23 protein-coding genes are annotated in these 22,390 nt (G+C 74.5%); 14 read left to right on the forward strand and 9 right to left on the reverse strand.

Annotated elements, in window-relative coordinates:
- Positions 1 to 7: 7 nt before the first annotated feature.
- The 3 genes from bagB to npdG are packed head-to-tail and all read right to left on the reverse strand — an operon-like array spanning position 8 to position 2,801.
- The gene (gene bagB, locus BLT72_RS22630) at positions 8 to 1,168 is read right to left on the reverse strand and encodes an ArsA family ATPase (RefSeq protein WP_091409005.1); all 1,161 of its coding nucleotides are present in this window, start codon (positions 1,166 to 1,168) and stop codon (positions 8 to 10) included.
- A complete protein-coding gene (gene bagA, locus BLT72_RS22635) occupies positions 1,168 to 2,163 on the reverse strand; it encodes an ATPase BagA (protein ID WP_091409009.1) in 996 nt (331 codons plus the stop codon). Before bagA ends, bagB begins: the two co-directional genes overlap by 1 nt.
- On the reverse strand, positions 2,160 to 2,801 hold the full coding sequence (npdG, locus tag BLT72_RS01200) for an NADPH-dependent F420 reductase (RefSeq protein ID WP_091409013.1): 642 nt from the start codon (positions 2,799 to 2,801) through the stop codon (positions 2,160 to 2,162). The genes bagA and npdG overlap by 4 nt, the downstream gene beginning before the upstream one ends.
- 184 nt (positions 2,802 to 2,985) lie before the next feature.
- Between npdG and sp36 the strand changes: the two genes are divergently transcribed.
- The 6 genes from sp36 (at position 2,986) to BLT72_RS01230 (ending at position 7,585) form a co-directional block, all read left to right on the forward strand.
- On the forward strand, positions 2,986 to 3,153 hold the full coding sequence (sp36, locus tag BLT72_RS01205) for a Sp36 family protein (protein ID WP_091409015.1): 168 nt from the start codon (positions 2,986 to 2,988) through the stop codon (positions 3,151 to 3,153).
- Positions 3,150 to 3,635 (forward strand): RidA family protein, encoded by a 486-nt coding sequence (locus BLT72_RS01210; protein WP_091409020.1) that lies wholly within the window; start codon positions 3,150 to 3,152, stop codon positions 3,633 to 3,635. Before sp36 ends, BLT72_RS01210 begins: the two co-directional genes overlap by 4 nt.
- Before the next feature lie 9 nt (positions 3,636 to 3,644).
- Positions 3,645 to 4,325 carry an NUDIX hydrolase gene (locus tag BLT72_RS01215; protein ID WP_091409023.1) on the forward strand — a complete coding sequence of 227 codons (681 nt, stop codon included), beginning with the start codon at positions 3,645 to 3,647 and terminating at the stop codon, positions 4,323 to 4,325.
- Positions 4,322 to 5,125, forward strand: a complete 804-nt coding sequence (locus BLT72_RS01220) for an MBL fold metallo-hydrolase (RefSeq protein WP_342587385.1) — start codon at positions 4,322 to 4,324, stop codon at positions 5,123 to 5,125. Before BLT72_RS01215 ends, BLT72_RS01220 begins: the two co-directional genes overlap by 4 nt.
- Positions 5,126 to 5,169: 44 nt before the next feature.
- Positions 5,170 to 6,039 (forward strand): rhodanese-like domain-containing protein, encoded by an 870-nt coding sequence (locus tag BLT72_RS01225; RefSeq protein WP_197677153.1) that lies wholly within the window; start codon positions 5,170 to 5,172, stop codon positions 6,037 to 6,039.
- A 70-nt stretch (positions 6,040 to 6,109) separates the two neighbouring features.
- Positions 6,110 to 7,585, forward strand: coding sequence for a S1C family serine protease (locus tag BLT72_RS01230; RefSeq protein WP_091409029.1), 1,476 nt, complete (start codon positions 6,110 to 6,112; stop codon positions 7,583 to 7,585).
- Positions 7,586 to 7,660: 75 nt separating this feature from the next.
- Here the strand turns inward: BLT72_RS01230 and BLT72_RS01235 are convergent, their stop codons facing one another.
- The gene (locus BLT72_RS01235) at positions 7,661 to 8,338 is read right to left on the reverse strand and encodes a Crp/Fnr family transcriptional regulator (RefSeq protein ID WP_091409032.1); all 678 of its coding nucleotides are present in this window, start codon (positions 8,336 to 8,338) and stop codon (positions 7,661 to 7,663) included.
- A 153-nt stretch (positions 8,339 to 8,491) separates the two neighbouring features.
- Here BLT72_RS01235 and nth point away from each other — a divergent pair, with 153 nt between their 5' ends.
- Genes nth through BLT72_RS01270 form a run of 7 tightly spaced genes read left to right on the forward strand, consistent with a single transcriptional unit; the run spans position 8,492 to position 15,397 of the window.
- Positions 8,492 to 9,256 carry an endonuclease III gene (gene nth / locus BLT72_RS01240; RefSeq protein ID WP_091409035.1) on the forward strand — a complete coding sequence of 255 codons (765 nt, stop codon included), beginning with the start codon at positions 8,492 to 8,494 and terminating at the stop codon, positions 9,254 to 9,256.
- Positions 9,253 to 9,888, forward strand: coding sequence for a TlpA family protein disulfide reductase (locus BLT72_RS01245; protein WP_091409038.1), 636 nt, complete (start codon positions 9,253 to 9,255; stop codon positions 9,886 to 9,888). Before nth ends, BLT72_RS01245 begins: the two co-directional genes overlap by 4 nt.
- Positions 9,885 to 10,583, forward strand: a complete 699-nt coding sequence (locus BLT72_RS01250) for an NUDIX hydrolase (RefSeq protein ID WP_091409041.1) — start codon at positions 9,885 to 9,887, stop codon at positions 10,581 to 10,583. The genes BLT72_RS01245 and BLT72_RS01250 overlap by 4 nt, the downstream gene beginning before the upstream one ends.
- Positions 10,573 to 11,289, forward strand: a complete 717-nt coding sequence (locus BLT72_RS01255) for an HD domain-containing protein (RefSeq protein WP_197677154.1) — start codon at positions 10,573 to 10,575, stop codon at positions 11,287 to 11,289. The genes BLT72_RS01250 and BLT72_RS01255 overlap by 11 nt, the downstream gene beginning before the upstream one ends.
- The gene (locus BLT72_RS01260) at positions 11,286 to 13,028 is read left to right on the forward strand and encodes a glycoside hydrolase family 13 protein (protein WP_231930262.1); all 1,743 of its coding nucleotides are present in this window, start codon (positions 11,286 to 11,288) and stop codon (positions 13,026 to 13,028) included. The genes BLT72_RS01255 and BLT72_RS01260 overlap by 4 nt, the downstream gene beginning before the upstream one ends.
- A 12-nt stretch (positions 13,029 to 13,040) precedes the next feature.
- A complete protein-coding gene (locus BLT72_RS01265) occupies positions 13,041 to 15,179 on the forward strand; it encodes a GMC oxidoreductase (RefSeq protein ID WP_091409043.1) in 2,139 nt (712 codons plus the stop codon).
- On the forward strand, positions 15,176 to 15,397 hold the full coding sequence (locus tag BLT72_RS01270) for a hypothetical protein (protein WP_091409046.1): 222 nt from the start codon (positions 15,176 to 15,178) through the stop codon (positions 15,395 to 15,397). Before BLT72_RS01265 ends, BLT72_RS01270 begins: the two co-directional genes overlap by 4 nt.
- Positions 15,398 to 15,451: 54 nt before the next feature.
- On the opposite strand, the gene BLT72_RS01275 is transcribed toward BLT72_RS01270, so the two are convergent.
- Positions 15,452 to 15,895, reverse strand: coding sequence for a phage holin family protein (locus BLT72_RS01275; protein ID WP_091409048.1), 444 nt, complete (start codon positions 15,893 to 15,895; stop codon positions 15,452 to 15,454).
- 176 nt (positions 15,896 to 16,071) lie between these two features.
- Between BLT72_RS01275 and nhaA the strand changes: the two genes are divergently transcribed.
- A complete protein-coding gene (gene nhaA, locus BLT72_RS01280) occupies positions 16,072 to 17,394 on the forward strand; it encodes a Na+/H+ antiporter NhaA (protein WP_091409051.1) in 1,323 nt (440 codons plus the stop codon).
- 45 nt (positions 17,395 to 17,439) lie between these two features.
- Here nhaA and acs read toward each other — a convergent pair whose 3' ends face one another.
- The 4 genes from acs to BLT72_RS01300 all read right to left on the reverse strand — a co-directional run bounded on the left by acs (position 17,440) and on the right by BLT72_RS01300 (position 22,376).
- Positions 17,440 to 19,374, reverse strand: a complete 1,935-nt coding sequence (gene acs, locus BLT72_RS01285) for an acetate--CoA ligase (protein ID WP_197677289.1) — start codon at positions 19,372 to 19,374, stop codon at positions 17,440 to 17,442.
- A 145-nt stretch (positions 19,375 to 19,519) separates the two neighbouring features.
- On the reverse strand, positions 19,520 to 21,157 hold the full coding sequence (locus BLT72_RS01290) for a solute symporter family protein (protein ID WP_091409056.1): 1,638 nt from the start codon (positions 21,155 to 21,157) through the stop codon (positions 19,520 to 19,522).
- A complete protein-coding gene (locus BLT72_RS01295; RefSeq protein WP_091409059.1) occupies positions 21,154 to 21,525 on the reverse strand; it encodes a DUF485 domain-containing protein in 372 nt (123 codons plus the stop codon). Before BLT72_RS01295 ends, BLT72_RS01290 begins: the two co-directional genes overlap by 4 nt.
- Before the next feature lie 98 nt (positions 21,526 to 21,623).
- Positions 21,624 to 22,376, reverse strand: a complete 753-nt coding sequence (locus BLT72_RS01300) for a class I SAM-dependent methyltransferase (RefSeq protein WP_091409062.1) — start codon at positions 22,374 to 22,376, stop codon at positions 21,624 to 21,626.
- Positions 22,377 to 22,390 lie beyond the last annotated feature (14 nt).

The following is a 22,390-nucleotide window of genomic DNA, read 5'->3' on the forward strand; positions in this document are numbered from 1 at the left end:
TCCTGCGTCAGTCCTGCTTGGCGAGCAGGTCGCCGACGGTCCGCAGCGTCGCCACGTCGGTGACGTCGGTCGGCAGCGTCTCCACCAGGGTCCGCGGCACCTGCGGGCGCGCGCCCGAGAAGCGGTGCAGCAGCTGCTGCTCCGACTCCACGACGCGCATCAGGTCGGCGTGCCGGCGCAGCGCCTCCACCTCGACCTCGGCGGTCTCGGGCAGGTCCTCGGCCAGGGACAGCGCCCGCTCGGCGGAGACGTCGAGGCCGCTGACGTGGGTCCGGTTGATGACCAGCCCGGCCAGCGGCATCTGCTCCTCGGTCAGCCGGTCCACGAAGTAGGCGGCCTCGCGGAGCGCGTCGCGCTGCGGGGTGGCGACGACGACGAAGGTCGTGTGCCGTGAGGACAGCAGCCGGTAGGTCTCCTGCGCCCGGTTCCGGAACCCCCCGAACAGGGCCTCGCAGGCCGCGACGAAGGTCTGCAGGTCCTTGATGAGCTGGCCTCCGACCACCTTGTTCATCACGGTGGAGACCAGCGTGAAGCCGACGCTCATCAGCCGCAGCGGGCCCCGGGCCGGGGCCAGCAGCAGCCGGATGAAGCGGCCGTCGAGCAGCGAGCTCAGGTGCTCGGGGGCGTCGAGGAAGTCCAGGGCCGAGCGGGCCGGCGGGGTGTCCACGACGATCAGGTCCCAGCGGCCGTCCACGCCGGACTGGGTGTGCAGCTGGCCCAGCTTCTCCATGGCCATGTACTCCTGGGTCCCCGCGAAGGAGGAGGACAGGGCGACGTAGAAGGGGTTGGACAGGATCTCCTGCGCCCGTTGCGGGGTCGAGTGGTCGAGCACGACGTCGTCGAACGTCCGCTTCATGTCGAGCATCATCGCGTCGAGGCTGCCGCCGGCGGCGGGGTCGAGACCGCGGACGGGGCGGGGGGTGTTGTCGAGCTCCCCGAGCCCCAGCGACTGCGCGAGTCGTCGGGCGGGGTCGATGGTGAGGACGACCACCCGCCGGCCGGCCTCGGCCGCCCGCAGCGCGATCGCGGCCGAGGTCGTCGTCTTGCCGACCCCGCCGGAGCCGCAGCAGATGATGATCTCGGTCCGCCGGTCGGCGATGACCGCGTCGACGTCGAGGAAGGGGGCGGGGGTCGCCGTCGCGGCCGCGGTCCGGGTACGGGGGACCATCAGGCGGCCTCGAGCGCCAGCTGGTCGCGGAGCTGCGCGGCGATGGTCACCAGGGCGTCCTCGTCGATGCCGGCCGGGTCGAAGGTGACGGCGGCGAGCGGCAGGCCCAGCCCCGTCAGCCGTTCGTGCCGCTCCCGGTGCTGCAGCGTGCGCGCCGCCTCGACGCCGAACTCGGCGGCCAGCGTCGCGTTCTGCACCTCGGTCCAGCCCGGCACCGCCAGCTCCACCTCGCCCCGGGCCGCCCGCTCCAGGACGGCCGGCTCTAGCGGGGTCGGCGTCACCATGTTCTCGATGACGCTGCCGATGGTGATCCGCGTCGGTGCCAGGGCCGTGACGGCCTCCTCGGTCTCGGTCACCGGCATGTCCTCCAGCAGGGTCACCAGGTGCACCACCGTCGTGGGGGCGCGCAGCACGGTCATGATCGAGTCGGCCTGGCTGCGGATCGGGCCCATCTTCGCGAGCCCGGAGACCGCCTCGTGCACGTTGAGGAACTGGGCGATCCGGCCCGTGGGCGGGGCGTCGAGGACGACGGCGTCGTAGGCGCCGGGCCGGTGGGTCGGGCCCCGGCGGACCGCCTCGTAGACCTTGCCCGTGAGCAGCACGTCGCGCAGCCCGGGAGCGATCGAGGTGGCGAAGTCGATGGCCCCGAAGCGGTCGAGGGCCTTCCCGGCCAGGCCCAGGTGGTAGAAGGTGTCGAGGTACTCCAGCAGGGCGTCCTCGGCGTCGATCGAGAGCCCGTGCACGACGCCGCCCGCCGGGGTGCGCAGCAGCCGCCGCTCCTCGTCGCCGACCAGCGGCGGGACCCCGAAGAGCTCGGAGATGCCGTGCCGCCCCTCGACCTCGCACAGCAGCACCCGCCGGCCCTCGGTGGCGAGGGCGCAGGCCAGCGCCGCGGCGACCGTCGTCTTCCCGGTGCCGCCCTTGCCGCTCACGATGTGCAGTCCGTGCCGGGGCGGGGCGGCGGCCGGTGCCGCCGGGCGTGCAGCGCGGCTCATGGGAGGTCGGTGACCTGCAGGCCCGCATGGGCCTTGTAGCGGCGGTTGATCGCGATCAGGTTGGCGGTGAAGGCCTCCACCTGGCCCGCCAGCCGCAACCGGCCCGCGTAGATCCCGCGGGCGCCCGGGATGGCGGTGGCCAGCTCGCACACCGTCGCGACGGCGTCGCGGTCCTCGCCGAGGACGAGCACGTCGCCCTCCACCCGGGTGACCGACGGGTCGTCGAGGAGCACCGCGCTGACGTGGTGGAAGGCCGCGACGACGGTGGAGCCGGGCAGCAGCTGCTGCGCCTCCTGCGCGGCGGAGCCGGCCTCGACCGGGAGGGCGTAGGGCCCCTGCGCGTCGAAGCCCAGCGGGTTCACGCAGTCGACGACGACCTTGCCGGCCAACGGCCCGGCCAGCTCGGCGAGGAGGGCGGCGTGACCGTCGTAGGGGACGGTGACGACCACGAGCTCGGCCCCCGCCGCGTCGAGGTTGCTGCCGCCGGTGACGTCACCGAGGTCGGCGTAGTCGGCGGCGGCCTCCTGGGCCCGCTCGGGCGCGCGGCTGCCGAGGACGACGGCGTGCCCGGCCGCGGCGAAGCGCCGGGCCAGACCCCGTCCCTGGGGTCCGGTGCCGCCCAGGATGCCGATCCTCACGCGGGCGTCCCGGCGCCGGCGGGTCGCCGGCGGTCAGGGCGGGGACGGCGACGGGGGGCGGCGATCATGCGCGTCATCGTAGTGCGGGCGACCCACCGGCCCGGGCCCGGCGCCCTCGGCGGCGCCGTCGCGGTGGTCGAGCGGCGGAGCGGTCCGCCCGGCGCCGGTCACTAGAGTGAGCCGCATGACGAAGTGGGAGTACGTGACCGTTCCGCTGCTGGTGCACGCGACCAAGCAGATCCTCGACAACTGGGGCCAGGACGGCTGGGAGCTGGTCCAGGTGGTGCCCGGCCTGAACCCGGAGAACCTGGTGGCCTACCTCAAGCGTCCGATCGCCGGCTCCGGCGCGTGAGCACCCCCACCGCGCGGCTCGCCGAGCTGGGGCTGACCCTGCCCGGCGTCGCGGCGCCGCTGGCGGCCTACGTGCCGGCCGTCCGGGTGGGTGACCTCGTGCACACCTCCGGCCAGCTGCCCAGCGTCGAGGGCAAGCTGGTCGCCCTGGGCAAGGTGGGGGCCGACGTCAGCTCCGAGACGGCCGCCGAGTGCGCCGGGCTCGCCACCCTGAACGCGCTGGCCGCCGTCGCGGCCGAGGTGGGCGGGCTGGACGCCGTCGCCAGGGTGGTCAAGGTGGTCGTCTTCGTGGCCAGCGACCCCTCCTTCACCGGCCAGGCGCAGGTGGCCAACGGGGCCAGCCAGCTGCTCGGTGACGTGTTCGGCGGTGCCGGCAAGCACGCCCGGAGCGCCGTCGGCGTGGCCGTGCTGCCGCTGGACTCCCCGGTCGAGGTCGAGCTGGTGGTCGAGGTGGCCGCCACGCCGACGATCCGCCCGCTGTAGCCCCGCCCGGTGCCGACGCACGCGCTGGACGTCCTCCGCCGGCTCGACCGCTCGGTCCCGCCGGCGGTCGCGACCCGCGCGGAGGCCGGGGCCGGCGCGGCCCCGGTCATCGCCCGGGCCTCGGCCAGCGTCGTCCTGCTCCGCGAGGTGGCCACCGGCCCCGCCGTGGCGCTCGAGACGTACCTGCTGCACCGGCACGCGCGGATGCCGTTCGCGCCCTCGTTCGTGGTGTTCCCCGGTGGGGGCGTCGACGCGGTGGACGTCGGCGAGGACCCGCGGCTGGCCTGCGCGCTCCGCGAGACGGCGGAGGAGACCGGCGTCTGGCTGCCCGCCGCCGCGCTGCGCCGGTGGGCGCACTGGGTGACGCCGGAGGTCGAGCCCCGGCGCTACGACACCGTCTTCTACGTCGCCGCCCTGCCGGCGGGCGCGGAGGCCAGCGACGTCTCGGGGGAGACCAGCCACGCGGAGTGGCGCACGCCGGCGTCGGCCCTGGCGGCCGCGGCCCGCGGCGAGCTCGCCCTGATGCCGCCGACCGCGTCCGTGCTGCTGGAGCTGGCGGAGCTGCCCGACCTCGCGGCCGTGGCCGCAGCGGCCCGCGACCGCGTCGTCGAACCGGTGCTGCCCGGGCTCCGCCGGGACGGGGACGGCTGGTCCTTCGTCTACCCGACGCCGACGGGCGGAGCCTCGTGAGCCCGCTGGCGGTGGTGGCCCCCTACCTGCGCCGGGTGCTCGCGCCGAACCCCGGACCGATGACGCTCGAGGGCACGAACACCTGGCTGGTGGGCGACCCAGCGGCCGGACCCGTCGTCGTCGTGGACCCCGGACCCGACGACGCCCGGCACCGGGACCGGGTGCTCGCGGCCGCGGGCGGGCGGGTCGCCGTCGTCCTGCTGACCCACCGGCACGCCGACCACAGCGCGGGGGCGCCGGCCCTGGCGGCCGTGGCCGGCTGCCCGGTCCGGGCGGTGGACCCGGCGCACCGGCGGGGCGACGGAGGTCTCGGCGCGCTCGACGACGGCGACGTCGTGGCCGCCCCGGGCGCCCGGCTGCGGGTGGTCACGAGCCCCGGCCACACCGCGGACTCGTGCTCGCTGCTGCTGCAGGGGGACGACGGGGTGGCGCGGTTGCTGACCGGCGACACGGTGCTCGGCCGCGGGACGACGGTCATCGCCGACCCCGACGGCGACCTTGGTGCCTACCTCGAGACCCTGGACCGGTTGGTCCGCCTCGTCGAGGACGCCGACGTCGTGGAGCTGCTGCCGGGGCACGGACCCCGGGTGCCGGACCCGGCGGAGCGGCTGGCCGTCTACCGCCGCCACCGGGAGGAACGGCTGGAGCAGGTCCGGGCAGCCCTGCGGGCTGGTGCCCGCGGCGTCCGCCAGGTCGTCGACGCGGTCTACGGCGACGTCGACCCGGCGGTCCGGCCGGCGGCGGAGCAGTCGGTCCGGGCGCAGCTGCGCCATCTGGGCGCGCCGGTCGCGGAGGCCTGACAGACTCCATCCAGGAACAGCGAGCGACACGGGGAGGCGCTGTGGTGAGCACGACGCTGCTGCTCTACTACGGGTTGCGACCCGTACCCGACCCGCACGCGGTCGCGCTGTGGCAGCGCGAGCTGGCGGCGCGGTGCCGGGTCTGGGGCTCCGTCGTGGTCGCCCCGCACGGGATGGCCGCCGACCTCGGCGGGCCACCCGACCGGCTGGAGACCTACGCCCGGGCCACCCGCGAGCACCCCGCCTTCGCCGACCTGGACCTGCGGCTGGTGCACGGGCAGGGTGAGCCCCGGCCGCGGCTCTCCGTCACGGTCCGCGACGAGCTGGTGGGCTTCGGTGCGCCGCACGAGCTCCGGGTCGAACGGGGCGGGCTGGTGGGTGCGGGGGAGCGGCTGGGGCCGCACGGGTTGCACGAGCTGGTCGCGACCCGCGGCGACGAGGTGGTCCTGCTGGACGGACGGCACCGGCACGAGGCGGAGGTGGGCCGGTTCGCCGGGGCGCGGCGGCCCGACGCCGACAGCGCCCGCGACGTGCTGGCCCGGCTGGACGCGGGCGCGTACGACGGCCTGCGCGACCGCCCGGTCGTCACCTACTGCACCAGCGGCATCCGGGCCGAGCTGCTCAGCGCGCTGATGCGCAACCGTGGCTTCCGCGAGGTGTACCGGCTGGACGGCGGGATCCTGGCCTACGGCCGGACCTTCGCCGACGACGGGCTCTGGGAGGGCGCGCTGTACGTGCTGCAGGAGCGGGTCCGGGTGACCTTCAGCGACCACCCCGCCGTGCTCGGCTCGTGCGAGACCTGTGGTGCGCCGACCTACGCGCACCGGGACTGCGTCGCCCCGCTGTGCCGGGGCTGGGCCCTGCTGTGCAACGCCTGCGCGGACTTCGCCCTCTGCGCCGCCCACCGCAACTAGGCCGGGGACTCCCAGCGCTCTCACGTGGGGCGCACAGGTGACGCACAGGCTCGCGACGCAATCTCGGAGCATGACGTCAGACGACAAGTCCGGACCGGGGACGCCCTTCGGCGAGCACCCCGCCACCGGCTGCACGGGACCCCAGTACGTGACCGGCCAGGACGGCGCGGTGCCGCTCAGCCCCCTGACCCCGGTGCGGCCGTACGGCCAGCCGGGCCCGGGACCGTCGTCGGGCTACGCCAGCCCGGGTCAGCCGCTGGGCTACGACGCCCCCGGCCACGACCACCCCACCCAGGTCTTCCACGACCGCCCGGCGCCGACCGCGCCGCTGCCTGGCTACGCCGCCGCCGACTTCCCGGCCCCGGCCGGGGTGGCCGCGCTGGCCCCGGCCCCCGCGGGCGGGACGGCGCTGGCCGGCCGGCCGCGGCGCCGCCTCGGCGCACTGGTGGTGGCGGCGTCGCTGGCGGCCGTGGTCGGTGCCGGTGCCGGCGTCGGCTCGTTCGCCTACCTGACCGACGGCGGGGCGGTGGGGACGGCCTCACCCATCTCGGTGACCACCGTGCCGGCCAGCCAGACGCCCGTCCTCGACGGCACCATCACCGCGGCGGCGGACAAGATCCAGCCGTCCGTGGTGACGATCACCGTGCAGGCCGGGCAGAGCGGCGACATCGGCAGCGGCGTGGTGCTCGACGACCAGGGCCACATCCTGACCAACGAGCACGTCGTCTCCGCGGCCGCCGGCACGTCCGGGCAGACGGCACCCGGGCAGAGCGGCAGCGGCGCGGGCACCATCACCGTCACCTTCCACAACGGTTCCACCGCGAAGGCGACGGTCGTCGGGACGTCGCCGACCAACGACCTCGCGGTCATCAAGGTCGACGGCGTCGACGACCTCACGCCGGCGGTCTTCGCCAAGTCGTCCTCCCTGCAGACGGGCCAGGCCGTCGTCGCGGCCGGCGCCCCCCTCGGCCTGTCGGAGTCGGTGACCAGCGGGATCGTCTCCAACACCGCCCGCCCCGTGCGCTCCGGCGACGACGACGACGCCGTCTACCTCGCGGTGCAGACCGACGCGGCCATCAACCCGGGCAACTCGGGCGGTCCGCTGGTCGACCTCAACGGCTCCGTGGTGGGGATCAACTCCTCGATCGCGAGCACCGGCTCCAGCTCCGGCTCGAGCAGCCAGTCCGGCAACATCGGCATCGGGTTCGCCATCCCCGCCGACGTCGCCACCCGGGTCGCCGGCGAGCTCATCCAGGACGGCACCTCGGTCAACGCGGCCCTGGGGGTGACGGTGGGGGGCACGGACTCCGCGGTCTCCACCGCCACCGGGGTCCCCCTGCAGTCGGTCACCGCCGACGGGGCCGCCGCCCAGGCGGGCCTGCAGCAGGGCGACGTCGTCACCCGGCTGGACGACTTCGCCACCACGACCCCGGACGGCCTGATCGCCGCCACCCGCTTCTACGCCCCGGGCACCGAGGTCACGGTCACCTACACCCGCGGCAACGGCGACCCGCAGACGGCCAAGGTGACCTTGGGCGAGCAGTAGCGCTCCGGCGCCGCTCCGCGCACGACGCTCAGCAGCGGCCGGGGATGGTTGGGGCTCAGTCCTCGAGCCTGGTGGTCACCTCGCTCGGCGCTCGACGCGCTCCGTGTCGAGGATGGTGACGGAGCGGGGCTCGAGGCGGATCCAGCCGCGGGCGGCGAAGTCGGCCAGGGCCTTGTTCACCGTCTCGCGGGAGGCGCCGACCAGCTGGGCGAGCTCCTCCTGGGTGAGGTCGTGGTGCACGTGCACCCCGTCCTCGCGCTGGTCGCCGAAGCGCTTGGCCAGCTCCAGCAGCTGCTTGGCGACGCGGCCGGGGACGTCGGAGAACACCAGGTCGGCGACGACGTCGTTGGCCCGGCGGAGGCGGGCGGCCAGCTGGCCGAGGAGCCCCTGGGCCACCTCCGGGCGGCCCTTGAGCCAGCCCATCAGCTCGTCGTGCTCGAGGGTGCGGATCTCGCAGGCGGTGACCGCGGTGGCCGTCGTCGAGCGCGGGCCCGGGTCGAAGAGCGACAGCTCGCCGAACATCTGCCCCGGGCCGAGGATCGCCAGCAGGTTCTCCCGGCCGGCGGAGCCGCTGCGGCCCAGCTTGATCTTGCCCGTGATCACCACGTAGAGCCGGTCCTCGGCGTCGCCTTCGTGGAACAGCACCTCGCCCTTGGTGAGGCGGATGGTTCCCATGGCGGCAGAGAGCGCGGTCGCCGCCTCGTCCTCGAGACCGGCGAAGAGCGGTGCTCTCTTCAAGACTTCCGGATCCACGCACGACCTCCTGAGTGACGCTCGTCTCATCCAACGCCGATCAGGCTACCGTGGCCGGGACGAGAACGTGAGGCGCCTCCGAGGCGCCCGCCTGGCCGGGGTCGAGCGCTCCCGCCCCTGGTCACAGGCCCGGGACAGCATAGGGTGAGTGCCATGACCCCGCGCCGGACCCCGGCCGGCCCCCCGGCCGGCGAGCCCGACGCGGCGGCCGAGCCCGCCCCAGTCGACCGCTCCCGGACCGCCCTGGTGCGCCGGGCCCGGCTGATCGGGCGCACGCTGGCCGAGACCTACCCCGACGCCGACATCGAGCTGGACTTCCGCACCCCGCTGGAGCTGCTCGTCGCGACCATCCTCGCCGCCCAGAGCACCGACAAGCGGGTCAACACCGTCACGCCGGTGCTGTTCGCGCGCTACCCGGACGCGGCCGCCTACGCCGCCGCCGACCGGGCCGAGCTGGAGGCGCTGATCACCCCGACAGGGTTCTTCCGGGCGAAGACGGACAGCCTGATGAAGCTGGGCGCGGCGCTGACCGAGCGCTTCGACGGCGAGGTGCCCGGCCGGCTGGCCGACCTCGTCACGCTGCCCGGCGTGGGCCGCAAGACGGCCAACGTCGTCCTGGGCTACGCCTTCGGGGTCCCGGGGATCACCGTCGACACCCACGTCGGCCGGCTGTCGCGCCGCTTCGGCTGGACCCGCCAGACCGACCCGGAGAAGGTCGAGCCGGAGATCGGCGCCCTCTTCCCGCGCAAGGACTGGGTCCCGCTCTGCCAGCACGTCATCTGGCACGGCCGCCGCTGCTGCCACGCCCGCAACCCCGCCTGCGGCGCGTGCCCCGTCGCCCGCTGGTGCCCCGCCTACGGGGAGGGCGAGACCGACCCGGTGAAGGCGGCCAAGCTCATCCGGGAACCGCGCGGATGAGACCAGCCCTGGCGGCCGCCCTGCTCGCGCTGGTGCTGGCCGCCGGCTGCACCAGCGAGCCCCCGGTCACGCGGTCCTCGTCTGCGCCGTCCACCTCGGTCCCGGCCTCGGCCGGCCCGGCACCCGACTCCAGCAACCTCGCCCCGGAGAAGGCGGCGGCCGGCATCGCCGACTGCCCGGCGTCGGACCCCGGCGTGGCGGCGGTGGAGGGCGGCCTGCCCGACGCCGTGCTGCCCTGCCTGGGCGGTGGGCGCGAGGTCCGGCTGGCGGGCCTGCGCGGCCGGCCGATGATCATCAACGTCTGGGCGCAGTGGTGCGGCCCCTGCCGGGAGGAGGCGCCCTTCCTGGCCGACGTGGCCACGACGAACCGGTCCGACGTGCTGGTGCTGGGCGTCGACCACGCCGACGACGCCCCCGCCCGGGCCCTCGAGTTCGCGCGCGCCGCCTCCTGGCGCTACCCGCAGATCCAGGACCAGGACCTGGTGCTCCGCCGCGACCTCCAGGTGGTCGCGCTGCCGCAGACCTTCTTCGTGCGGGCCGACGGCACCATCGCCTTCCGCAACCTCCAGCCGTTCACCTCGGCCGACCAGATCCGCGACCTCGCCCGGCAGCACCTCGGGGTGACGCCGTGAGCACCTCCGCCGACGCCCGCCCCGGCTGGCTGCGGCCGCTCGCCGCGGCGCTGGCCAGCCCGGACCGGGTCGAGCGGGTCGTCGCCCTGCGGCCCGGGGTCGGCGGTCGCGCGGCCGCCGTGCTGTGCCTCGTGGCGGCGGGTGCCGACGGGCCGGAGGTGCTGTTCGTGGAGCGCGCCGCCACCCTCCGCACGCACGCCGGTCAGATCGCCTTCCCCGGCGGTGCCGCGGACCCCGGCGACGTCGACCTCGTCGACACCGCCCTGCGCGAGGCGGAGGAGGAGGTCGGCGTCCGCCGCGGCGACGTCGACGTCCTCGGGCTGCTGCCACCGGCCCACGTCGCCGTGAGCGGCTTCGACGTGACCGCGGTCGTCGGCTGGTGGCGGGACCGGACGCGGGTGGGCGCCGTCGACGCCCGCGAGGTCGCCTCGGTCCCGGTGGTCCCGGTGTCCGTGCTCACCGACCCCGCCCGCCGCGCCTCCGTGCGGCACCCCTCCGGTTACACGGGTCCCGCCTTCGAGGTCGAGGGCCACCTGATCTGGGGGCTGACCGCCCACCTCCTCGACGGCGTCCTCGACCTCGCCGGCTGGCAGCGCCCCTGGGACCGCAGCCGTCAGGTCGCCATCCCGGCGCGCTACCTCACGTCCCGTCCCGTCCCTGACCGCCCCGAGCCCGGAGGCCCCGATGCCCACTGACCTGACCGACCCGTACGCCGTGACCGACCTCGCCCCGGAGGCGGTCGAGGCGGAGCTGACGGAGCGCTGGGACGCCCTGCTGCCGGCCTCGCCCGAGCTGGGAGCGGCCCTCCGCCGCCGCTACGCCGAGCCCCACCGGCGCTACCACGACCAGGCCCACCTGCTGCAGGTGCTGCGGGTCGTCGACCGGCTGGCCGGCGACGAGGACGTCTACGTCGTCCGGCTCGCGGCCTGGTTCCACGACGCCGTCTACGACGTCCCCGAGCGCGAGCTGACCAACGAGGAGGCCTCGGCCCGGCTGTCGGTCCGCGAGCTGGGCCGGGCGGGCTTCGAGCAGGAGGACCTGACGCAGGTCGCCCGGCTGGTGCGGCTGACCGAGACCCACGCCCCCGGCGGCCGCGACCCCGAGGGGGAGCTGCTGTGCGACGCGGACCTCGCCATCCTGGCCGCCCCGCCGGAGCGCTACGACGCCTACGTCGAGGCCGTCCGCGCCGAGCACGCGTCGGTGCCGGAGGAGGAGTTCCTGGCCGGCCGGCTGGCGGTGCTGGAGCCGCTGGCCGACAGCGAGATCTTCCGCAGCGGCAAGGCCCAGAGCCTCAAGGCGGCCGCCCGGGCGAACCTCGGCCGCGAGCTCTGGTCGCTCCGCGACAGGCTGGGCCTCGAGCAGCCGGAGGACGAGGACCCTGTGCGAGACTCCCGCAGGTGAGCAGCCCCCACGAGACGCGCGTCCTGCCCACCGGTCGGGTCCTCCGGCGAGAACCCGGCTGGTGGCGGTCGGCGGTGGTCTACCAGATCTACCCGCGCTCCTTCGCCGACAGCAACGGTGACGGCATCGGGGACATCCCGGGCATCACCGCGAAGGTCGACCACCTGGCCGCCCTGGGGGTCGACGTCGTCTGGCTGTCCCCGGTCTACGCCTCGCCGCAGGACGACAACGGCTATGACATCAGCGACTACGAGGACATCGACCCCACGTTCGGCTCGCTGGCCGACCTCGACGCCCTGATCGACGCCCTGCACGCGCGAGGGATCAAGCTGGTCATGGACCTGGTGGTCAACCACACCTCCGACGAGCACGCGTGGTTCCAGGAGTCCCGGGACCCGGCGTCGCCGAAGCGGGACTGGTACTGGTGGCGCCCGGCGCGGGCGGGCGCCGAGCCCGGCACCGCCGGCGCCGAGCCCACCAACTGGGCGTCCTTCTTCTCCGGCTCCGCCTGGCAGCACGACGAGCGGAGCGGGGAGTACTACCTGCACCTGTTCTCACCGAAGCAGCCCGACCTCAACTGGGAGAACCCGGAGGTCCGGCAGGCGGTCTACGCGATGATGAACCGCTGGGTGGACCGCGGCGTCGACGGCTTCCGGATGGACGTCATCAACCTGATCTCGAAGCGGCCGGAGCTGCGGGACGGTCCGACCGTGCCCGGCCGCCCCTTCGCCTGGGCCTTCGACCAGTTCAGCAACGGGCCGCGGTTGGAGGAGTTCCTGCAGGAGATGAACGCCGCCGTCGGGCTCGACGAGCGCCACCTGCTCACCGTGGGCGAGATGCCCGGCTCCACCATCGACCTCGCCCGCCGGGTGACGGACCCGGCGAACGGCGAGCTCAACATGGTGTTCACCTTCGAGCACGTCGGCCTCGACGCCCAGCCCGGCGGCACCAAGTGGGACATCGCGCCGCTCCGGCTGCCGGTGCTCAAGCAGAACCTCGCTGCCTGGCAGGACGGCCTGGCGGGGGTCGGCTGGAACTCGCTGTACTGGGACAACCACGACCAGCCGCGCGCGGTGTCGCGGTTCGGCGACGACAGCCCGGAGCACCGGGTGAACTCGGCCAAGACGCTGGCCTCGGTGCAGCACCTGCACCAGGGCACGCCGTACGTCTATCAGGGCGAGGAGCTGGGCATGACGAACACCCAGTTCGCCGACATCAGCGCCTACCGCGACATCGAGACCCTCAACTACCACGCCGAGGCGATGAGCCAGGGCCTGGACCCGGAGACGGTGATGCACGCGCTCAGCGTCCGCAGCCGCGACAACGCCCGGACGCCGGTGCAGTGGGACGACACCTCGCACGCGGGGTTCACCGAGGGCATCCCGTGGCTGCCGGTCAACCCGAACTACGTCTTCGTCAACGCCGCCGCGGCGGTGGCCGATCAGGACTCCACCTTCCACCACGTCCGCCGGCTCATCGAGCTGCGGCACGAGCTCCCCGTGGTGGTCGAGGGCCGGTTCGCCCTGCTGCTGCCCGAGCACGAGCAGATCTGGGCCTTCACCCGGACGCTGGGGCAGCAGGTGCTGCTGGTGGTGGCCAACTGCTCCTCGACGCCCGCCACGGTGCCGGCCGGCTCGCTGCCCGACGTCACCGGGGCCCGGCTGCTGCTGAGCACCCACCCGGGTGCGGCGTCGCCGGAGCTGGCGCCGTGGGAGTCCCGCCTCCACCTGATCGGCTGAGGGGAGCCGACCGTGCCGCGACCCGACGTGCGGGACCGGCTCCGTGCCGCGGTCGACGCGGTGGTGCCGGCCGACGACCTGCCCGCCGCCTCGGCCGTCGGCGTGGCCGACTTCCTGCTGTCGGAGGCCGTCCGGTCCTACGGCTGGTCCGCACGGGTGGCGGCCGTGCTGGACCGGCTCGACGCGGCCGCGGAGGACCGCGGGGACGGCGGCTTCGCCGCCCTCGACGCGGCGACGCAGCAGCAGGTCCTCGACGACCTGGTCGACGAGCCCGAGGTGCGCTGGTTCACCACCACCGTCGCCGCGGCCTACTACGCCGACGCGGCGTCGGGGGGCAACACCGGACCGGCGGCCTGGGGGGCGCTGGGCTGGACGCCCGACCCTCCGGGCGGCTGGCCGGACGTGGCCGTGCCGCCGCCGGACCGCCGTGCCGTGATCGGCCACGCCGAGCTCCGGACCCGCTACGACGCGGTGGTCATCGGCTCCGGGGCCGGCGGCGGGGTGGCCGCGGCGGAGCTGACGGCCGCCGGCCGGACGGTCCTGGTCGTCGAGCGCGGCAGCTTCCCCGACACCGCCGAGCTGGCCGAGGACCACCTGCGCAACGCGCGCACCGACGTCGGCCTCGACCACCGGACGCTGGCGCCCTCGGACGGCAACCCGCGGACCCTGCAGCTGGGGCTCCGGACCGAGACGGTCTCACCCTGGGACCCCCGGTGGGGCAGCAACGCCAACACCGTCGGCGGGGGCACCCGCGTCTACGGGGCGCAGGCCTGGCGGTTCGTGCCCGAGGACTTCACGATGGCCAGCACCTACGGGGTGCCCGAGGGCAGTGCGCTGGCCGACTGGCCGGTGGGCCACGCCGAGCTGGAGCCGTTCTACAGCCGGGCCGAGTGGGAGATCGGGGTCTGCGGCAGCACGGCGGGGGACTCGGCGCTCGCGCCCCGCTCGCGCGACTTCCCGATGCCGCCGATGCCGTTCACGGCGCCGGCCCGACGGCTCGCCGACGCCGGCGCGCGGCTGGGGTTGCAGACCCTGGCCGTGCCGCTGGCCATCAACTCCGAGCCCTATGGCGGCCGGCCCGCCTGCGCCCGCTGCCGGCAGTGCGTGGGCTTCGCCTGCCCGGTGGAGGCGAAGAACGGCTCGCACAACACGACGCTGGTCCGGGCCGCGGCCACCGGCCGGCTGCACCTGCTGCTCGGCACCCGGGCCGAGCGCCTGACCTTCGACCGGTCCGGGCGGGTGACCGGTGTCGTCCTCGCGGCCGCCGTCGACGGCCGCCGCTGGCGCACCGAGGTGGCGGCGGACGACGTGGTGGTCGCGGCGGGGGCGGTGGAGTCCGCGCGCTTCCTGCTGACCAGCACCAGCGACCGCGAGCCGCACGGCGCGGGCAACGACGCCGACCAGGTCGGCCGGCACCTGCAGGGCCACCTCTACGCGGGGGCGACCGGCCTGTTCGACGACCCGGTCAACGACTACGTGGGCCCCGGCCCCAGCATCGCGACCAACGACTTCCGCCACCACAACGCCGACGACGCCGGCCCGCTGGTGGGCGGCGGGATGATCGCCAACGAGTTCGTGCCCACCCCGACGAGCACGTTCCTCTACCTGAGCCAGGCCGGACTGCTGCCCCGGTCCGGGCTGGCGGCGAAGCGGGGGATGCGGCACCTGATGCCGCGGATGCAGCGCGTCGTCGGGCCCGTGCAGGAGGTCACCTCCGCGGAGTCGCGGGTGCGGCTCGACCCGCACGTCACCGACAGCCTCGGTCTGCCCGTCGCCCGGCTGAGCGGGCGGCTGCACCCCGAGGACCACCGGACCGCCGCGTTCCTGGGCGAACGGGCGGCGGAGTGGCTGCGTGCGGCCGGGGCCACCACCGTCGTCGTGAACGGCCGCCGGCCCGACGAGTTGGGGCCCAGCAGCGGTCAGCACCAGGCGGGCAGCTGCCGGATGGGCACCGACCCGGCCCGCTCGGTGACCGACCCGTACGGACGGGTGTGGGGCCACGACAACCTGCGGGTGGTCGACGGCTCGCTGCACGTCACCAACGGCGGGGTGAACCCGGTGCTGACGATCTTCGCCAACGCCTACCGGGTGATGGACGCCTGGCTGGGGCCCGAGGCGCGCCGGCCGGCCCGTGAGAGGCTGGGCCGGTGACCGCAGAGAACACCGACCCCGTGCCCGCAGGCGACGACGCCGTGCCCGAGACCGCCGACCCCGCGCCGCTGGAGCGCTCCGAGCAGCTCATCGAGGAGGCCCGGGGCGCCTCGCACACGGCCCTGGTCGAGACCGAGGACGACCCGGGACCGGAGACCGAGACCGGCCAGGAGTTCCCCGTGCCGGGCGACGACCAGGACTCGGCCGAGCGGTTCTGACCCCGCCCGGTGCTGACCCGCTGCCGGCCGCCGGCCGGCGGCGGGAGCGGGCGGTCAGCTGATCGCGCGGCTGCTGACGACGGTGCCCTCGATCTGCGGGGCGGTCGCAGCGGCGTTCCCGCGCTGCACGGCGGCCTTGATGTCGGCGACCGTCGCGTTCGCGGTGGCGATGGTCCGCTCCGGGGCCTTGACCCGCTTGACCAGCACGAAGCCGACCAGGCCGAGGACGGCGGCGACGAGCAGCAGGGCCACGCCGACGATGAGGAAGGCCAGCCAGGTGTCCACCACCTGCGCCAGTGCGAAGGCCGCCGCGAAGTAGAGCACCGAGAGCGCGGAGATGACGAAGTAGCCGGCGGCGCCGAACAGTCCCGCGCCGATGCCGGCGTTCTTGGCCGCGGGGACCAGCTCGGACTTGGCCAGCTGGATCTCGTCGCGGACCAACAGCTTCACGTCGTCGCTGATGCCCTTGATCAGGTCGCTCACACCCTGGTCTGCCATGAGTGCTCCTCTCGTCAGGGGTGAGCCTAGTGGTCGGCCACCCGGGCGCCGCGCGCGGTGTCCGGCGGCGTGGCGCCGGGCCACCGGTGGTCTTCGGTAGCGTGGTCCACGGTGCGCCGGGAAGTCTGGTCGGCAACGACCCCAGCGACCCCACCATCCCCCGAGGAGCACCCGCCGTGTCCCACCCCGACGCCCGCCCCCGCCCCCTGTTCGGCCGCGGCTCGTGGACCGAGGTGTCGCGGGTCACGGCACTGCTCCGTCGCGAGACCGTCGGCGGCGCCCTCCTGCTCGCCGCCACCGTGCTGGCCCTGGCCTGGGCGAACTCGCCGTGGTCGGCCGGCTACGCCGCACTCCGCGACCTCCGTGCCGGTCCGGCGGCGCTCCACCTCGACCTGACCCTGGGGACCTGGGCGGCGGACGGGCTGCTCGCGATCTTCTTCTTCGTGGCCGGGCTCGAGCTCAAGCGCGAGTTCGTGGCCGGCGACCTGCGCGACCCGCGCCGGGCGGCACTCCCGGTCGTGGCCGCCGTGGGCGGGATGGCTGTGCCGGCGCTGGTCTTCGTGCTGGTCAACCTGCGCACCGGCGGGGGTGCGCTGCAGGGCTGGGCCATCCCCACCGCGACCGACATCGCGTTCGCGCTGGCCGTCCTCGCCGTCATCAGCACCCACCTGCCGGTGGCCCTGCGCACGTTCCTGCTCACCCTCGCCGTGGTCGACGACCTGCTGGCCATCACGATCATCGCGGTCTTCTACACCCGCGACCTCGCCCCGCTGCTGCTGCTCGCGGCGCTGGTCCCGCTGGGGCTGTTCGGCTGGGCGGTGCAGCGGCGGGTCCGCTCCTGGTGGCTGCTGCTGCCGCTGGCCGCGGCCACCTGGGCGCTCGTGCACGCCTCCGGCGTGCACGCCACGGTGGCCGGGGTGCTGCTCGGCTTCACCGTGCCGGTGGTGCGGAGCCGGGCGGCCGGCGGGCCGGACGCCGGTCCGGGGCTGGCGGAGCACTTCGAGCACCGCGTGCGTCCCGTCTCGGCCGGCCTCGCCGTGCCGGTGTTCGCGTTCTTCGCCGCGGGCGTGACGGTCGGCGGGCTGGACGGCCTCGTCGCCGCGCTCGACGACCGCGTCGCGGTGGGCATCGTCGCCGGCCTGGTGGTCGGCAAGACCGTCGGCGTGCTCGGCTCCACGTGGCTGATGGCCCGCTTCACCCGGGCGCGGCTGGACACCGACCTGCGCTGGGTCGACGTCCTCGGGCTGTCGGTGCTGGCCGGGGTCGGGTTCACCGTCTCCCTGCTGATCGGCGACCTGGCCTACGGCGCGGGCAGCGCCCGCGACGACCACGTCAAGGTCGGTGTGCTCTGCGGGTCCCTGCTCGCCGCGCTGCTGGCCGCGGTGGTCCTGCGGCTGCGGAACCGGACCTACCGGCGCCTGCACGAGGCGGAGGCGCGCGACGCCGACGCCGACGGCACGCCGGACGTCTACCAGGAGCCCCGGACCACCGAGGGGTGAGGGGCCCGGCGCAGCGGCCGGGCCCCGTGACGGTGAGCCGGTCGGTCAGTCCTCGCTGGCGGGGCTGGCCGCCAGGTTCTCCTGGATGAGGGTCATCACCGACGAGTCGGTCAGCGTCGTGACGTCGCCGAGCTCGCGGTTCTCCGCGATGTCGCGCAGCAGCCGCCGCATGATCTTGCCGGAGCGGGTCTTCGGCAGCTCCTCCACGACCATGATCTGGCGGGGCTTGGCGATCGCGCCGATCTCCCGGGCCACGTGCGCCCGCAGCTCCTGGACCACGTCCGGGCCGCCGTCACCGGCCTCGGAGCGGAGGATGACGAAGGCCACGACGGCCTGGCCGGTCATCGGGTCGGTGGCGCCGACGACGGCGGCCTCGGCCACCTTCGGGTGGCTGACCAGGGCCGACTCGATCTCGGTGGTCGACATCCGGTGCCCGGACACGTTCATCACGTCGTCGACCCGGCCCAGGAACCAGATGTCACCGTCCTCGTCCTTCTTGGCCCCGTCACCGGCGAAGTACATCCCGGGGAAGCGGGACCAGTAGGTGTCGACGTAGCGCTCGTCGTCGCCCCAGAGCGTCCGCAGCATGGCCGGCCACGGGTGGGTGACGGTCAGGTAGCCGCCCTGACCGTTGCCGACCGGCTGGCCCTCGTCGTTCACGACCTCGACCTTGACGCCGGGGACCGGGGTCATGGCGGCGCCGGGCTTGCCCACGGTCACCCCGGGCATGGGCGAGATCATGTGCATCCCGGTCTCGGTCTGCCACCAGGTGTCGACGACGGGGGTCCGGTCGTGGCCGATGTGGTGGCGGTACCAGACGTAGGCCTCCGGGTTGATCGGCTCACCCACCGAGCCGAGCAGCCGCAGGGAGGACAGGTCGTGGCGCTCGGGGATGTCCGCGCCCCACTTCATGAACGTGCGGATCGCGGTCGGGGCGCAGTAGAGGATCGTCACCCCGTACTTGTCGACGAGCTCCCACCAGCGGCCCTGGTGCGGGGTGTCGGGGGTGCCCTCGTACATGACGCTGGTGGCGCCGTTCGCCAGCGGGCCGTAGACGAGGTAGGAGTGCCCGGTGACCCAGCCGATGTCGGCGGCGGTCCAGAAGACGTCGGTCTCGGGCTTGAGGTCGAAGGTCGCCCAGTGGGTGTAGGCGGTGCCGACGAGGTAGCCACCCGTGGTGTGCAGGATGCCCTTCGGCTTCCCCGTGCTGCCCGAGGTGTACATGATGTAGAGCGGGTGCTCGGCGGGGAAGAACTCGCAGGCGTGCTCGGTGGCCTGGCCGCCGACGAACTCGTGCCACCAGAGGTCCCGGCCCTCGGCCATCGCGGTCTCCTGCTCCGTCCGCCGGACGACCAGCACGTGGTGCACGTCCGGGCACGACTCGAGCGCGGCGTCGACGGCCGGCTTCAGCGGTGAGGGCTTGCCCCGCCGGAAGCCGCCGTCGGCGGTGATCACGACCTCGACCCCGCAGTCCTGGATGCGCGAGGCGAGCGCGTCCGCGGAGAAGCCGCCGAACACGACGGTGTGCGGGGCGCCGATCCGGGCGCAGGCGAGCATGGCCACGACGGCCTCGGGGATCATCGGCAGGTAGATCGCGACCCGGTCGCCGGCCTCGACGCCGATCGCGGTGAGCGCGTTGGCGGCCTGGCGGACCTCGCTGGCCAGGTCGGCGTAGGTGATGGTGCGGGTGTCGCCGGGCTCGCCCTCGAAGTGGAAGGCCACCCGGTCGCCCAGGCCGGCCTCGACGTGCCGGTCCAGGCAGTTGTAGGCGGCGTTGAGGCGCCCGTCGGCGAACCACTGCGCGAAGGGCGGGTTGCTCCAGTCGAGCACCTGGGTGGGCTCGGTCTCCCAGCTGATCCGCCGGGCCTGCTGGGCCCAGAACGCCTCGACGTCGGCCTCGGCCTCGGCGTAGGTGGCCGCGGTGACGTTCGCGTGCGCGGCCAGCTCCGGGGGCGGGGGGAAGCGACGGTCCTCGTGCATCAGGTTGGACAGTCCTTCTTCGCTCACGCTGGTCCTCCTCGACGGCTTCTGCGGTGCCGGGCGGTGCCCGGCCGTGCTCAGGTTAGCGAGGCGGCCCCCGGCCGCCGTCGACACCGGGTGGGCGACGGCGGTCCGGGGCGCCGGCTCAGTGGCTGACGGCCTTCTCGGCCCCGGCCCCGGTGAGCGAGCGCACCGAGAGCTCGTCGTAGCGCCGTTCGGCCTCCGGGTCCTTGCTGAGCAGCGTGCCGACGATGCCGCACAGGAAGCCGAACGGGATCGACACCAGGCCGGGGTTGCGCAGCGGGAACCAGGCGAAGTCCAGGCCGGGGATCAGCGAGGTCTCGGTGCCCGAGGTGACGGGGGAGAAGACCACGAGCAGGACGGCGGCCAGCAGCCCGCCGTAGATGCTGCAGGTGGCGCCGAGGGTGTTGAAGCGCCGCCAGAACAGGTTGAACAGCAGTGCCGGCAGGTTGGCCGAGGCGGCGACGGCGAAGGCCAGCGCCACCAGGAACGCGATGTTGAGCCGCTGCGCCGGGATGGCCAGCGCGATGGCCACGGCGCCGATGGCGAACGCGGCGATCCGGACGACGACCAGCTCGCTGCGCTCGCTCGCGCGGCCCTTCTTGAGGACGCTCGCGTAGAGGTCGTGCGCCACCGAGGACGCGGACGTCAGGGTTAGCCCGGCGACGACGGCCAGGATGGTGGCGAAGGCGACCGCGGAGATGAGCGCGAGCAGCACCGACCCGCCCAGCGTGCCCTCGCCACCGCCGACGGCCTGGGCCAGCAGCGGTGAGGCGGCGTTGCCCGAGGTGGTGGCGATCTGGCTGCCCTTCCCCGTGTCGACGAGGGCGGCGGCGCCGAAGCCGAGCACCAGGGTCATCAGGTAGAAGGCGCCGATCAGGCCGATGGCCCACAGCACCGACTTGCGGGCCGCGTGGGCCGTCGGCGTCGTGTAGAAGCGGATGAGGATGTGCGGCAGGCCGGCGGTGCCCAGCACGAGGGCCAGGCCGAGGGACAGGAAGTCGAACTTGCCGGTCAGGTCCTTGCCGTAGAGCTGCCCGGGCTGCAGGAAGGCGGCGCCCTTGCCGGACTTCTCGGCGGCCGCCCCGAGCAGCTCGGAGAGGTTGAAGTGGAACTGGGCGAGCACGAGGAGCGTGATCAGCAGCGTCCCGACCATCAGCAGCACGGCCTTGACGATCTGCACCCACGTGGTGCCCTTCATTCCGCCGAAGGTGACGTAGATGATCATCAGCACGCCGACGCCCACGATGACGAGGTTCTTCAGCGCCGGGTCGTTCACCCCGAGCAGCAGCCCGACCAGGCTGCCGGCGCCCACCATCTGCGCCAGCAGGTAGAAGATCGACACCACGATCGTGGAGGCCGCGGCGGCGCTGCGGACCGGCGTCTGGCGCATCCGGTACGCGAGCTGGTCGGCCATCGTGTAGCGGCCCGAGTTGCGCAGCAGCTCGGCCACCAGCAGCAGGGCGACCAGCCACGCCACCAGGAAGCCGATGGAGTACAGGAAGCCGTCGTAGCCGTAGAGCGCGATGGACCCGGAGATGCCGAGGAAGGACGCGGCCGACATGTAGTCGCCGCCGATCGCGAGGCCGTTCTGGAAGCCGGAGAAGTTGCGGCCACCGGCGTAGTAGTCGGCGGTGGTCTTGTTCTGCCGCGAGGCCCAGAACGTGATCCCGAGGGTGATGGCCACCACGACGAGGAACAGGCCGATGGTGAGCCCCCGGTTGTCGGAGGCGGCGAGCGGGACCAGCAGCGGCGCGCTCACCGGCCCTCCTCCTGCTCGAAACGCTCACGGAGCCGGGTGGCCAGCGGGTCGAGCGACCGGGTGGCGTGCCGGGAGTAGAGGTAGGCGATGACGAAGGTCGACACGAACTGCAGCAGCCCGAACACCACGGCGACGTTGATGTTGCCGGCGACCGGGGTGTCCATGAACCCGCGGGCCCAGTTGTTGGCCACGACGTAGGTGACGTACCAGGCCATGAAGGCGATGGTGGCGGGGAAGGCGAACCGGGTGTAGCGGCGCTTCAGCTCGACGAAGTCGGGCTCGGCGGCGATCGCGGCGTAGGCGTCCTCGTGGGCGCTGCGCGGACTGCGTCCGGCGGCCTCGGGCAGGGGGGTCGTGCTCTCCGTCATCAGAGCCTCCACGGGTAGTCGTGGACGCACCCTAGCCCCGACCACGGACAGCCGGCAGGCGGCGCGGCGAACCGTTCCGGGCGGCCGGCCGGGCGGGTTCAGAGGCGGATCTCGAGCGCGTCCTCGTCCTCGACCAGGACCAGCCCGGAGTGGTCGACCTCGGCCCGCCAGCAGGACGCCTGGAACGGCAGCAGCAGGGGCTCGGGTGAGCGCGCGGAGCTGTCGTAGAGCTCGCCCACGTCGGCCAGCAGGCGGGCGCGCCGCTCGTCGGTGAGCGCGGCGGCGTAGGGCTGCCGCGCAGCCATCGCCACCAGGCCGCTGCGGGTGATCGGCACCCAGTTGCGGAAGTTGCGGCGCTCGAGCCCGCTGAAGTAGGGGCTGCCGGCCAGGGCCTCGACCGCCTCGGTGCCGAAGTCGCCGCCCATGGCCCGGGGGTCCGCGTCGCGCATCAGCGCCGTCAGCCGCCGGACCCACGGCACCGTGTCGTCCCGGGTGTTGTAGGCCACGGCGAGGTGGCCGCCGGGGCGCAGCACGCGGGCGATCTCGGTCAGCGCGAGGCCCGGCGCGAACCGGTGCAGCGTCTGGGACGCGGTCACGACGTCGAAGTGGCAGGACAGGTAGGGCAGCGACTCCACCTGGCCGGCCACGTGCAGCCGGGTGCCCAGGCGGTCCGCGAGGTGGGCGACCGCCTCCACCGCCCGGTCGAGGCCGAACACCTCGTGGCCGGCGTCGTGCAGCATGGCGGCGAGGCCGCCGCGACCGCTGCCGAGGTCGAGGACGCGGGCCCGCTGCTCGCCCACCATCCACCGGGTCGCGGCCACCGGATAGGGAGTCCGGCGGGCGTCGTCCATGCGGGAGACTCTAG

The sequence above is a fragment of the Friedmanniella luteola genome (genome assembly GCF_900105065.1).
In the GTDB taxonomy this organism is placed as follows: Bacteria; Actinomycetota; Actinomycetes; order Propionibacteriales; family Propionibacteriaceae; genus Microlunatus; species Microlunatus luteolus.